At 68.1% G+C, this 12,107-nt stretch carries 13 protein-coding genes; 11 read left to right on the top strand and 2 right to left on the bottom strand.

Translation table 11 applies throughout. The features are described 5' to 3' along the window. Window position 1: 1 nt before the first annotated feature. On the top strand, window positions 2–778 hold the full coding sequence (locus ACZK4S_RS09210; RefSeq protein ID WP_463644048.1) for an inositol monophosphatase family protein: 777 nt from the start codon (window positions 2–4) through the stop codon (window positions 776–778). A 9-nt stretch (window positions 779–787) separates the two neighbouring features. On the opposite strand, the gene ACZK4S_RS09205 is transcribed toward ACZK4S_RS09210, so the two are convergent. Further along, window positions 788–1,552 (bottom strand): MBL fold metallo-hydrolase, encoded by a 765-nt coding sequence (locus tag ACZK4S_RS09205; RefSeq protein ID WP_463644047.1) that lies wholly within the window; start codon window positions 1,550–1,552, stop codon window positions 788–790. Between the two features lie 88 nt (window positions 1,553–1,640). On the opposite strand from ACZK4S_RS09205, the gene hrcA reads away from it, so the two are divergent. The 4 genes from hrcA to tgt are packed head-to-tail and all read left to right on the top strand — an operon-like array spanning window position 1,641 to window position 5,783. Further along, entirely contained in the window at window positions 1,641–2,654 is a 1,014-nt protein-coding gene (gene hrcA / locus ACZK4S_RS09200; protein ID WP_076059544.1) for a heat-inducible transcriptional repressor HrcA, read from the top strand. A gap of 11 nt (window positions 2,655–2,665) precedes the next feature. After that, entirely contained in the window at window positions 2,666–3,838 is a 1,173-nt protein-coding gene (dnaJ, locus tag ACZK4S_RS09195) for a molecular chaperone DnaJ (RefSeq protein WP_463644046.1), read from the top strand. Next, window positions 3,835–4,566 (top strand): 16S rRNA (uracil(1498)-N(3))-methyltransferase, encoded by a 732-nt coding sequence (locus ACZK4S_RS09190; RefSeq protein ID WP_463644045.1) that lies wholly within the window; start codon window positions 3,835–3,837, stop codon window positions 4,564–4,566. Before dnaJ ends, ACZK4S_RS09190 begins: the two co-directional genes overlap by 4 nt. Continuing rightward, window positions 4,563–5,783, top strand: a complete 1,221-nt coding sequence (gene tgt, locus ACZK4S_RS09185; RefSeq protein ID WP_463644044.1) for a tRNA guanosine(34) transglycosylase Tgt — start codon at window positions 4,563–4,565, stop codon at window positions 5,781–5,783. Before ACZK4S_RS09190 ends, tgt begins: the two co-directional genes overlap by 4 nt. A gap of 15 nt (window positions 5,784–5,798) precedes the next feature. On the opposite strand, the gene ACZK4S_RS09180 is transcribed toward tgt, so the two are convergent. Beyond that, window positions 5,799–6,488, bottom strand: a complete 690-nt coding sequence (locus ACZK4S_RS09180; RefSeq protein ID WP_463644043.1) for a queuosine precursor transporter — start codon at window positions 6,486–6,488, stop codon at window positions 5,799–5,801. Between the two features lie 92 nt (window positions 6,489–6,580). On the opposite strand from ACZK4S_RS09180, the gene ACZK4S_RS09175 reads away from it, so the two are divergent. The 6 genes from ACZK4S_RS09175 to era are packed head-to-tail and all read left to right on the top strand — an operon-like array spanning window position 6,581 to window position 12,099. Beyond that, complete coding sequence (locus tag ACZK4S_RS09175) at window positions 6,581–7,015, top strand: DUF5709 domain-containing protein (RefSeq protein ID WP_463644042.1); 435 nt, start codon at window positions 6,581–6,583, stop codon at window positions 7,013–7,015. A gap of 41 nt (window positions 7,016–7,056) precedes the next feature. After that, a complete protein-coding gene (locus ACZK4S_RS09170) occupies window positions 7,057–8,061 on the top strand; it encodes a PhoH family protein (RefSeq protein ID WP_076059098.1) in 1,005 nt (334 codons plus the stop codon). Further along, complete coding sequence (ybeY, locus tag ACZK4S_RS09165) at window positions 8,058–8,519, top strand: rRNA maturation RNase YbeY (RefSeq protein ID WP_076059096.1); 462 nt, start codon at window positions 8,058–8,060, stop codon at window positions 8,517–8,519. Before ACZK4S_RS09170 ends, ybeY begins: the two co-directional genes overlap by 4 nt. A gap of 45 nt (window positions 8,520–8,564) precedes the next feature. Further along, window positions 8,565–9,818, top strand: a complete 1,254-nt coding sequence (locus tag ACZK4S_RS09160; protein WP_463644041.1) for an APC family permease — start codon at window positions 8,565–8,567, stop codon at window positions 9,816–9,818. A gap of 51 nt (window positions 9,819–9,869) precedes the next feature. Further along, window positions 9,870–11,180 carry a hemolysin family protein gene (locus ACZK4S_RS09155; protein ID WP_076059091.1) on the top strand — a complete coding sequence of 437 codons (1,311 nt, stop codon included), beginning with the start codon at window positions 9,870–9,872 and terminating at the stop codon, window positions 11,178–11,180. Then, window positions 11,173–12,099: a GTPase Era gene (gene era, locus ACZK4S_RS09150; RefSeq protein WP_463644040.1), complete on the top strand. Its 927-nt coding sequence runs from the start codon at window positions 11,173–11,175 to the stop codon at window positions 12,097–12,099. Before ACZK4S_RS09155 ends, era begins: the two co-directional genes overlap by 8 nt. Window positions 12,100–12,107: the final 8 nt, after the last annotated feature.

Below are 12,107 nucleotides of genomic sequence, written 5' to 3'. Positions count from 1 at the left end.
CATGGACACCGAAGGCATTCTGGGCCTGCTCAAGGAGACCGCTGCGGAGATCATCACCCCGCGGTTCAGGCTGTTGGCCGACACCGACGTCAACGAGAAGAAGCCCGGAGACCTCGTCACCGTCGCAGACCACGAATCCGAGGTGTACCTCACCCGCCGGCTGAAGGAAGCCTTCCCGAACGCCGTCGTTGTGGGGGAGGAGGCCGTCTTCGCGGACCCGTCGCTCCTCAAGGGTCTGGGCAACGCGGACCATGCCTTCATCATCGACCCCATCGACGGCACCCGGAACTTCGTGCACGGCCGCGACGAACACGGCGTCATCCTCGCCGAGGTCCGCGGCGGCGTCACCACCCGGGGCTGGATCTGGCAGCCGCAGACCGGCCGAGCCTATGTCGCCGAGCGGGGGGCCGGGGTACAGCTCAACGGCGGCCCCATCGAACGCCGGCGCCATGACCGCCCGCCGCTGGGCGCCTCGTCCAAGCGCAAGCTCCGCGGCTTCGACGCCGACGGCAAGCTGAGCCCCGTGGTGCGCAGCCACTTCGCATGCTGCTTCGACTACCCGGCGGTGCTCGACGGCACGTTCGACTTCATGTTCTACTCCAGCCTCCACCCGTGGGACCACCTCGCGGGGTCGTTGATGGTGGTGGAGAACGGCGGCATCAGCCGCACGATCGACGGCATGGACTACAGCCTCACCTCGCGCTCGCGCGGCGGCCTGCTGGTCGCCGGCGACACGCTGAGTTGGATGGTGGCCCAGCAGAACTGGCCCATCATCTGAGGTTCGCGCTCAGATCAGGGGCAGGTGCCTCTTCGGCACGACGCCCTTGGCACTCAGCTCGGCATAGGCCTTCGGCAGGGCGATGGCGAGCGTCTCGGCGGTGAAGGGCCACTCCGTGGCCGCCGCCGCGTCCTCCAGCTTCGTGCCCTGGTGGATCAGCATCTCGGTCTGGCCGTAGAGCATGCCGATCTCGGCGCGCTGGATGAACGCGTAATCGCGGTCGACGACGGCCCCATGGCCGGGCACGAAGCGCGTCGTGGCGTTCGCGGCGCCCAGGACACCGTCGAGCACGGTGGGCCAGTTGCTCAGCGAGCCCCGGTCGTCGATCTGCGGATCCGAGCCCTCCTCCAGGAGGTCGCCGGCGAAGACGACGTTCTCACCGGGCAGGAAGACCAGCACGTCGTTGTCGGTGTGGCCCTCGCCGAAGTGCAGCGCCTCCACCCGCAGGTTGCCGAGATCCACCGCCAGCGCCATCGAGAACGTGCGGGAGACCGGAACGGCCGTGAGCTTCTCATGCGCGATCGAGATGACCTCCCCCATGCCGGCCAGGCCGTTGACGTGGTCGTGATGGTCGTGGGTCAGGAGGACGTGCGTCACGGGGACGCCGGCCAGCACGGTGGCCGACGCCAGGACCTCCGCGCCCTGCTCGGGCGAGTTGCCGGTGTCGATCAGCATCGCCCCGGTGTCGCCGACGATCAGCCCGATGTTGACACGGTGCGGTTCCACGGTGGTCATGAAGACGCGGTCGGTCACGGGGGTCCAGTCGAGTGTCATGATGCCCATCGTAGGGGCGGTACACTGGCACTCGGTAAACGAGAGTGCCAATGAGTAGGCTGCTGCAGCAAGTGTTGGAGGTGACGTGATAGACGACCGCAAGTTCGACGACCGCAAGCTCGAAGTCCTCAAGGCCATCGTGACCGACTATGTGGCCAGCCGCGAGCCGGTGGGCTCCAAGGCCCTCGTGGAGCGGCACAAGCTCGATGTCTCGGCCGCCACCGTCCGCAACGACATGGCCGCGTTGGAGGAGGAGGGCTACATCACGCAACCCCACACCAGCGCCGGCCGGATCCCCACGGACAAGGGTTACCGGCTGTTCGTCGACAAGCTTGCGCGCATCAAGCCTCTGTCAGGCGCGGAACGCACCGCCATCACCACGTTCATGAACGGCACCGCTGACATCGACGACCTCGTGATGCGCACCGTCCGCCTCCTGGCGCAACTGACCCGTCAGGTCGCCATCGTGCAGTACCCCGTGGCGCAGCACGACGTCATCCGGCACATCGAACTGGTCTCGCTGACGGCCGAGCGTTTGATGGTGATCGTCGTGCAGTCCTCGGGGCGGGTGGACCAGAGCGTCATCGAGGCCCCGGCGCTGGATGAGGCCCGCCTGCACGGGCTGCGGCAGAAGTTGGTCGCCGCGACGGTGGGCCGGGCCGCCGCAGATGCCGCCGACGCACTGGTGAGGGTGCTCGACACCATCGCACCGGAGGACCGGGCGTTCTCCGCGCCGGTCGTCGCCACGGTGCTGGAAACCATCGCCGCCGAACCCGCCTCGCAGGTGGTGGTGGCCGGCGTCCCGAACCTGGCCGGCGCCGCCTTCGAGACGAATATGCGGCCGCTGTTGGAGGCCCTCGAGGAGCAGGTCGTCCTCATGCGTCTCCTCGGTGAGGCGGGCGGTGACGACATCACCGTCCGCATCGGGCAGGAGAACACCGCCCAGGGGTTCCAGTCGACATCACTGGTGGCCTCCGGATACGGTGCCGATTTCCGGGCGAGCCTCGGCGTCGTCGGACCCACCCGGATGGACTACCCGTCCACCATCGCCGCGGTGCGCGCCGTGGCTCGTTACGTGAGCAGATTCCTCAACGAAGGCTGAACGCAAGAAATATGAGCAAGGATTACTACGCCATCCTCGGTGTCGAACGCGACGCAACCCCTGAAGGCATCAAGAAGGCCTACCGCCGTCGTGCCATGAAGGTCCATCCCGACGTCGCCCACGAGGACGCGGAGGCCGCAGAGAAGTTCAAGGAACTCAGCGAGGCCTACGAGGTGCTGAGCGACCCGAACAAGCGTGCGGTCTTCGACCGTGGCGGTGACCCCATGGCAGGTGCGGCCGGTGCGGGCTTCTCGGGCTTCGGCGGCGGGTTCGCCGGTGGCTTCGACTTCACCAACCTCGTCGACGCCATGTTCGGCCAGGCCGGCAGCCGTGGGCCGCGTTCCCGCGTGCGCCAGGGCCAGGACGCGCTGGTGCGCGTCTCCCTGGATCTGCACGAGGCAGTGTTCGGCGTCACCAAGCCGGTGAAGGTCGCCACCGCCGTCGTCTGCCCGAAGTGCACCGGCTCCGGCGGCGAGCCCGGGTCTGAGCCGGTGACGTGCTCGACCTGTAACGGCAACGGCGACATCACCCAGATCCAGCGCAGCTTCCTCGGCGACATCCGCACCTCGCAGGCGTGCCCGACGTGCCGTGGCTACGGCACGATCATCCCGCGCCCCTGCGGCGAGTGCTCCGGTGAGGGCCGCGTGCGCACCACCCGCACCCTCCAGGTGAAGATCCCGGCTGGTGTCTCGACGGGGATCCGGATCCACCTCGAGGGCCAGGGCGAGGTGGGGCCCGGCGGCGGCCCCGCCGGAGACCTCTACGTGGAACTGTCCGTCAACAGCCACGAGAGCTTCCGGCGAGACGGCGACAACCTCGAGATGGTCGTCAAGCTCCCCATGACCGCCGCTGCGCTCGGCACCACCGTCGCCGTCACCACCCTCGAGGCGGAGTGGGAGAAGTCCGACGTCGAGGACCGCACCGTCTCCCTCGAGGTGCCGTCCGGCACCCAGTCCGGCACCCGGATCGCGCTGAAGGGCCGCGGCGTGCCGCGCCTGCGCGGTGGTGGCCGGGGAGACCTGGGCGTCACCCTGCTGGTGCAGACCCCCACCAAGCTCGACGACCACCAGCGCGACCTGATGCACCAGCTCGCCGAGGCCCGCGATGAGATCCGGGCGGAGGCGGTCACCGCCAAGCCCGGCAAAGCGGGTGTCTTCGGCAAGCTGAGCGAGTGGTTCTCGTGACGGATCCCCTCTTCCTCGCCACGTTCGACGACACCGTCCGGCCCGGTCAGCGCGTCGTCGTCACGGGCGATGAGGCCCACCACGCCGTCAGCGTGAAGCGGATCCTGACAGGGGAGAGCGTGATCCTCGCCAACGGCGAAGGACTCGGGCTGCGGGGCACGGTCATCGACGCCGCGAAGCGTGAGCTCACGGTCGAGGTGACCGAAGTCTTCGACGACGAGCCTCCCGCCCTGCGGTGGGGCGTCGTCCAAGCGCTGGCCAAGGGGGACCGCAGCGACCTCGCGGTGCAGATGGCCACCGAACTGGGCACCCGGCGCATCCTGGCGTGGCAGGCGTCGCGCTCGATCGTGCGCTGGCAGGGTGACCGGGGAGCCAAGGCGCTCGAACGCTGGCAGGCGACGGCGCGCGAGGCGGCCAAGCAGTCGCGCCGCTTCGCCGTCCCGGTGGTCGAGGCGGCCTCCACGGCACAGGTCGTCGAGGCGATCCGTCAGGCGGACCTGGCCCTCGTGTTGCACGAGGACGCCGCGTTGCACATCGCCCAGGTCGAACTTCCCGACGAGGGCATCGGCCTCGTCATCGTCGGTCCGGAGGGCGGTATCTCACCGGAGGAACTGGACACCTTCGTCGCGGCCGGTGCGCAGGCCGTGCTGATCAGCGACGGGGTGCTGCGCACCTCGACCGCCGCTGCGGTGGCGCTGGGCCAGCTCGACGTGCTGGCGCGCCGATGAGCTTCTCGTTCGACGTCACCCACCGCCTGGAGGGTGCCCCGGGGCGGGCGGGCGTCATTCACACTCCCCACGGCCCCATCGAGACCCCGGCGTTCATCGCCGTCGGTACCAAGGCCACGGTGAAGGCCGTCCTGCCCGAATCCGTCGCCGCCACCGGCGCGCAGGCCGTGCTGGCCAACGCCTACCACCTGTACCTCCAGCCGGGCTCCGACATCGTCGACGAGGCCGGCGGCCTCGGCAGGTTCATGAACTGGCCCGGGCCGACCTTCACGGATTCGGGCGGGTTCCAGGTGATGAGCCTGGGCGCCGGCTTCAAGAAGGTGCTCGCCATGGACACCAAGGGGATGGTCGACGACGACGTCATCGCCGAGGGCAAGGAGCGCCGCGCCCACGTCGACGACGACGGCGTGACGTTCAAGTCGCACCTCAACGGCACCATGCACCGGTTCACCCCCGAGATCTCGATGCGCATCCAGCACGAACTGGGCGCCGACATCATGTTCGCCTTCGACGAGCTGACCACGTTGATGAACACCCGCGGCTACCAGGAGGATTCTGTGGCGCGCACGCACGCCTGGGCGGTGCGCTGCCTGGCGGAACATGCGCGGCTGACCAGGGAACGCGCCGACAAGCCCTATCAGGCGCTGTTCGGCGTCATCCAGGGTGCCCAGTACGAGGACCTCCGACGTCGGGCGGCCCAGGGCCTGGCGGCCATGGAGGTGGACGGCCACGGCTTCGACGGCTTCGGCCTCGGAGGGGCGCTCGAGAAGGAGAACCTGGGGCAGATCATCGGCTGGATGGTCGAGGAACTCCCCGAAAGCAAGCCCCGCCACCTGCTGGGCATCTCCGAGCCGGACGACCTCTTCGCCGCCGTCGAGATGGGGGCCGACACGTTCGACTGCGTCAACCCGTCGCGCGTGGCCCGCAACGCGGCCATCTACACCGCCGACGGCCGCTACAACGTCAACACCGCGGCCCACCGGCGCTCGTTCATCCCGCTGGAGGACGGGTGCGACTGCTACACCTGCACGCACTACACCCGGGCCTACCTGCACCACCTGTTCAAGGCCAAGGAGATGCTGGCCTCGACGCTGGCCACCATCCACAACGAGCGGTTCACCGTGCGGTTGGTCGACACGATGCGCCAGACGTTGAAGGACGGCTCGTTCCACGCCTTCCGCGACGAGTTCCTGGGCAGGTTCTACAGCGGCCGTTGACCGCCGCCGGAACCCTCAGGCGACGTCGTCGTAGGAGGGTTCGCGGCGCTTCACGAGCTTGATCACCTGGTAGGTCACCGGCAGGAAGACCACCTCGACCACCACCTTGTAGACGTAGCCCACCAGGATGTAGTTCAGCAGGGTGCCGCCGGTGATGATGCCGGCGAAGGCCACGGTGCAGAAGATGATGGTGTCGGCCGCCTCGCCCACGACCGTGGAGCCCAGGAGCCTCGCCCACAAGCCGCCCTCGCGGGTGCGCTGCTTCAGCTTCACCAGCACCCAGGCGTTGAGCAGTTGTCCGGCGAGGTAGCCCAGGGCCGAGGCCAGCACGATCCGCGGCACGAAGCCCAGCACTGCCTCGAACGCCGCCTGGTTGCCCCAGTCCGCGGCCGGGGGAGCCGCCCCCACCACCAGGAAGGTCAGCGAGGCCAGGATGGAGACGGCGAAGCCGATGATGATCGCCCGCTTGGCGCCCCGCATGCCGTAGACCTCGGCCAGCACGTCGCCGATCACGTACGTGAGGGGGAACAGGAACGCGCCCCCGTCGGTGATGATGGGCAGGATGGGGAAGCCGAAGACCTCCACGTCCGGGCCGAACTGGATGAGCTTGACCGCGGACACGTTGGAGATCAGCAGAAGCGCACAGAACAGGGCCACGACGATGTCGTAGACGCCGTGCTGGCGGGCTGCAAACTTGGCGGTCATGGTCTGTTCCTCGAGGCTGGCTGGCACCTCGGAACTATATATCGCCCGCGAGTTTGTGCCCGCTACCGGCCCGCTGGTGGCAAACTCAGTACATGGACGACATCACCGAGACGGTTCCTGAAGAATCAGTGCAGCTGGACCAACTCCAGCCGGACGACTCCTTGATCTACCGCGGGGTCGACGACGTTCTGGACGAGGGTTACATCACGCCCGACGACTGGTCGCCCGCCATGGGCTTCGGCAACACCGCCGAAGAGATGCGGCAGGGCGAGACCATCGACATGCGGGTGAAGCAGGAGTTGCCGGACAGTTCGCCGGAGCAGGACGAGCGCTGGAACCCCGGCGACGAACCGCGCGAAGTGGGCGGCGAACGCGCCGGCCGGCTCATGCGGGTCCAGGGGCCGGGTGGCAGCGAGACCCTCGGTGTCGACGTCGGCTTCAGCGGAGGCGCCGCCAGCGCCGAAGAGGCTGCGATGCACATCATCTCCGATGACGACGAGGATGACGCATCCTTGGACGTAGACTGATGCATCGGCGCTGACCAGCCCATGCACCCACGGATCAAGGAATTGCCCTGAACAACAACTCTCTCGACCAGCAGCATGCCGTGCGTAACGTCGGGGTGCCCCCGTCGATCGACATGGTCAACCTCCTCGGCCCCCGCGACGAGTACCTGCGGATCCTTGAGGAGAACCTGGCCGCAGACCTGCATGTGCGGGGTGGGCAGGTGACCCTGTCGGGCAAGGCAGTCGACGTGGCGCAGGCCGCTGACGTCCTCACCGAACTCGTCACCATCCTCCGCACCGGGCAGGGCCTCACGTCGGAGACCGTCGAACGGGTCCTCCAGATGGCGGACGAACCCAACGCCACGGCCTCGGAGGTGCTCACCCAGAACATCATCTCCTCGCGTGGCCGCACCGTCCGTCCCAAGACGCTCAACCAGAAGCGGTACGTGGACGCCATCGACCAGCACACCGTCGTCTTCGGCATCGGGCCCGCCGGTACCGGCAAGACCTACCTCGCCATGGCGAAGGCCGTGCAGGCGCTGCAGGCCAAAGAGGTCAGCCGCATCATCCTGACCCGCCCGGCCATCGAGGCCGGCGAGCGGCTCGGATTCCTCCCCGGAACCCTGAACGACAAGATCGACCCGTACCTGCGGCCGCTCTATGACGCCCTCCACGACATGGTGGACGCCGAATCGGTGCCCAAGCTGTTGACCTCCGGCACCGTCGAGGTCGCCCCCCTGGCCTACATGCGCGGCCGCACGCTCAACGACGCGTTCATCATCCTCGACGAGGCCCAGAACACGTCGATGGAACAGATGAAGATGTTCCTCACCAGGCTCGGCTTCAACTCGAAGATCGTCGTCACCGGCGACGTCACACAGGTGGACCTGCCCGGTGGCATCAAGAGCGGCCTGCGCGGGGTCCAGCACGTCCTGGACGGGGTGGAGGACATCGAGTTCTGCACCCTGACCAACCGCGACGTCGTCCGCCACAAGCTCGTCGGCCGGATCGTGGCGGCCTACGACCAGTTCGAGAGCCTTGCCACGGAGCGGAGGCGCGCGCAGTGATCGACCTGAACAACGAATCCGGCGCCGAGGCGGACGAACTGGGCCTGATCGAACTGGCCCGCTTCGCCCTCGACAAACTGCGGATCCATCCGCAGGCGGACCTGTCGATCGTCCTCGTCAATGAGGAGACGATGGCGCAGTACCACGAGCGGTTCATGGACCTGCCCGGCCCCACAGACGTGATGAGCTTCCCCATGGACGAACTGCGGGCGCCGGATGAGGACGAGGAACCGCCGCTGGGCCTCCTCGGCGACATCGTGCTGTGCCCCCAGGTGACGGCGCGCCAGGCTGCAGACAACGGACGCGAGCCTGACGCCGAGGCGGAGTACCTGCTCATCCACGGCCTGCTGCACCTCCTGGGCCACGACCACGCGGAGCCGGAGGAGAAGGCTGTCATGTTCGGCCTCAACGACCGCATCATCGCCGCCTGGGAATTGGCACGGCCCGGACGCTCCTGAGAGGCTGGGGCCCGACGTCCCGTTCCCGAACCCGCAGGAGAAGCGATGTCCACCCGGCCTCACGCCCGGTCCGAGTTGAACCGCAGCCTGGGGCTGTGGGACGCGATCGCCATCGGTGTGGCGTCGATGGTGGGCGCCGGCGTCTTCGTCGTCTGGTCTCCCGCAGCCGCTGCGGCCGGTGACCTGCTCCTCGTCTCCCTGGTGATCGCTTCGGTGGTCGCCTGGGCCAACGCCACCTCGTCGGCGCAACTGGCCGCCCAGTATCCGGCCGCCGGAGGCACCTACGTCTATGGGCGTGAGCGGCTGGGGGAGTGGCCCGGCTACCTGGCCGGGTGGAGCTTCGTCATCGGCAAGACCGCCTCTGTGGCCGCCATGGCGCTCGCCTTCGTCGCGTACCTCGCGCCCCAGGGCTGGGAGAAGGCGGTGGCTGTGGGTGCCGTCTGGGCCCTCGTCGTCGTCAACCTCCTCGGCGTGAGCCGCACCGCCCAGGTGGCCAAGGTGCTCGCCTCGCTGGCACTGATCGGCATCTTCACCGCACTCGGGGTGTCGTGGTTCGGAGGCCGGGGCACGGCCACGTTCGGGTGGGCGGACATCGACGGCAGCCCCTACGGCGTGCTGCAGGCGGCCGGCCTGCTCTTCTTCGCCTTCGCCGGCTACGCACGCATCGCCACCATGGGCGAGGAGGTGCGCGACCCGCGGCGCACCATCGGCAGGGCGATCATCACGGCGCTCATCATCGTGCTGCTGCTCTACGCCGTCGTCGCCGTGTCGCTGCTGACCTGGGTCGGGCCGGAGGCGCTGGCGGCCTCCAGCGCGCCGCTCACGTTGCTGACCACCGCGCATCCCGTCGCCTCGGCCATCCTCACCGGGGGAGCGGTGGCAGCCATCGCCGGGGCGCTCCTGGGGCTGTTGTCCGGCATCGGCCGCACGATCCTGGCCATGTCGCGTGAGGGCGACCTCCCACGCTACTTCGACCACACGCATCCGCGCACGAAGGTGCCGCACCGCATCGAACTGCTGCTCGGAGTCGTCGTCACCGCGGTGGTGCTCGTGGCGGATCTGCGCGGCGCCATCGGCTTCTCGTCGTTCGGCGTGCTGCTCTACTACTTCGTCGCGAACGTCTCCGCCTACACGCAGGATGCCGAGCACCGCCGGTACCGCCGGGCCTGGCAGGCCGTGGGGGCGCTGCTCTGCCTGGTGCTGGTGGCCACGTTGCCGTGGCCGTCCGTGCTGGGCGGGTTGGTCGTGCTGGCTGTCGGAGCGATGTGGCGTCTGCTGCGACCACGAGCGCTGCGTTAGACTCCAACGCACCATGAATTGTCTTCCGAGTGAGCGAGTTGATCGAATCCCGTGACGCAGTCCGAATGGATTGAACTGGGCATTGCCCTCCTCTGCGCTATCGGCGCGTCGCTGCTGGCTGCGGTTGAGACCGCGTTGGGCGTCATCACCAAGTCGCGGGCCGAGCGGCTCGTGGAAGACGACGTGCGCGGCGGCGACCGCATCCTCCTCATCACCCAGGATCCGGCCCCCACCATCAACGCCGTCATGTTCGCGCGGATGGCGCTGGAGATCAGCTCCATCGTGGTGGCCACCATCGTCATGTTCACCCAGTTCGAGGTGGACTGGCAGCGGGCGCTGGCCACGATCGCGATCATGCTGGTGGTGTCGTTCATCCTCTGGGGCGTGGCACCCCGCACCATCGGTCGCCAGAAGCCCGAGGCCACGCTGCGTGCCTTCGGCCCGGCGATCAGCGCGTTGACCACCGTGCTGGGCCCCGTCGCCCAACTCATGGTGTACCTCGGCAACGCGTTGACCCCCGGCCGGGGATACGCCGACGGTCCGTTCGCCACGGAGGCCGAGCTGCGCGACCTCGTCGACATGGCCCAGGCCCACGACCTCATCGAGGCCGGCGAATCGAAGATGATCCACTCGGTCTTCGAACTGGGAGACACCATCGTCAAGGAAGTCATGGTGCCCCGCACCGACGTCGTCTTCGTCACCCGCGACAAGACGCTGCGCCAACTCCTGTCCCTCGCGTTGCGCTCCGGCTTCTCCCGGATCCCCGTCATCGGCGAGAGCCTCGACGACGTGCTGGGCGTGGCCTATCTGAAGGACGTGGCCAAGCGCATCCACGACTTCCCGGACGCCGAACGGCTGGAGACGGTGGGCGACATCATGCGCCCCGCAGCCTTCTGCCCGGATTCGAAGCCCGTCAGCGAGCTGCTGCGCGAGATGCAGCTCAGCCATTCCCACCTCGTGCTGGTGATCGACGAATTCGGCGGCACCGCAGGCCTGGCCACCATCGAGGACATCCTCGAGGAGATCGTCGGCGAGATCGTCGACGAATACGACCATGACACCCCAGCCGTCACTGAGCTGGGGGAGGGTCGCTACCGGATCTCCTCGCGGCTGCCGCTCGACGAACTCGGAGCCCTGTTCGGCGTGGACCTCGAGGACGACGAGGTCGAGACCGCCGGCGGCCTCATGGCAAAGCTTCTGAACCTCGTCCCGATCCCCGGCTCACGCGCCGTCGTCGGCGACCTCGAACTCGTCGCCGACCGCGCCGTCGGCCGCCGCCACCAGATCGGCACCGTGCTGGTGCGCCGTCTGAGCCGCGACGAACTGGACCACCACACTCCCCAGGAGAACACAGATGACTGACTCAACCTTCCGCTCCGGCTTCGCCTGCTTCGTGGGCCGGCCCAACGCGGGCAAGTCGACGCTGACCAACGCGCTCGTCGGCCAGAAGATCGCCATCGCCTCCAGCAAGCCCCAGACCACCAGGCACGTCGTGCGCGGCATCGTCACCCGTGACGACGGCCAGCTGATCCTGATCGACACCCCGGGGCTGCACAAGCCGCGCACGCTGCTCGGCCAGCGACTGAACGACCTCGTCTACGAGACGTGGGGTTCGGTCGACATCGTGGGCGTCTGCCTGCCCTGCGACCAGCGCATCGGCCCCGGCGACAAGTTCATCATCGGCGAGATCGCCCAACTCCAGCGCAAGCCGAAGCTGGTGGCCCTGGCAACCAAGACCGACCTCGTGAATCCCCAGCGGATCCTTTCGCATCTGGTCGACATCGCCGCGGTGGCCGAGGAACTGGGCATCGAATGGGCAGAAGTGGTGCCCTGCTCCGCCACGGAGGGCGACCAGCTCGACGTCGTGCGGGACTCGCTCCTCGGCCTGCTGCCCGAGGGCCCGCAGTTCTACCCCGACGGTGAGATCACCGACGAGCCCACGGAGACACTCATCGCGGAGTTGATCCGCGAAGCGGCCCTTGAGGGGGTGCGGGAGGAACTGCCCCACTCGATCGCCGTGACGATCGACGAGATCCTCCCCCGGGCGGACCGGCCCGAGGACAAGCCCTTGACCGATGTCTTCGCCACCATCGTGGTGGAACGCGATTCCCAGAAGGGCATCATCATCGGCCATCGGGGCGCACGGTTGAAGGAGATCGGCACCACGGCCCGCGAACAGATCAACCGGCTCCTGGGCACGCGCGTGCACCTCAACCTGCACGTCAAAGTGCTCAAGGAATGGCAACGCGACGCAAAACACCTCAATCGCCTGGGGTTCTGAACGTAAAT

The organism is Tessaracoccus zhenghani (assembly GCF_055326325.1).
This window is presented reverse-complemented; position numbering and strand designations above follow the sequence as displayed.

Coding starts and splice junctions, on each gene's coding strand:
- ACZK4S_RS09210 (WP_463644048.1), top strand. CDS start 2: ATGGACACCGAAGGCATTCTGGGCCTGCTCAAGGAGACCGCTGCGGAG.
- ACZK4S_RS09205 (WP_463644047.1), bottom strand. CDS start 1,552: ATGACACTCGACTGGACCCCCGTGACCGACCGCGTCTTCATGACCACC.
- dnaJ (WP_463644046.1), top strand. CDS start 2,666: ATGAGCAAGGATTACTACGCCATCCTCGGTGTCGAACGCGACGCAACC.
- tgt (WP_463644044.1), top strand. CDS start 4,563: ATGAGCTTCTCGTTCGACGTCACCCACCGCCTGGAGGGTGCCCCGGGG.
- ACZK4S_RS09180 (WP_463644043.1), bottom strand. CDS start 6,488: ATGACCGCCAAGTTTGCAGCCCGCCAGCACGGCGTCTACGACATCGTC.
- ACZK4S_RS09175 (WP_463644042.1), top strand. CDS start 6,581: ATGGACGACATCACCGAGACGGTTCCTGAAGAATCAGTGCAGCTGGAC.
- ACZK4S_RS09160 (WP_463644041.1), top strand. CDS start 8,565: ATGTCCACCCGGCCTCACGCCCGGTCCGAGTTGAACCGCAGCCTGGGG.
- era (WP_463644040.1), top strand. CDS start 11,173: ATGACTGACTCAACCTTCCGCTCCGGCTTCGCCTGCTTCGTGGGCCGG.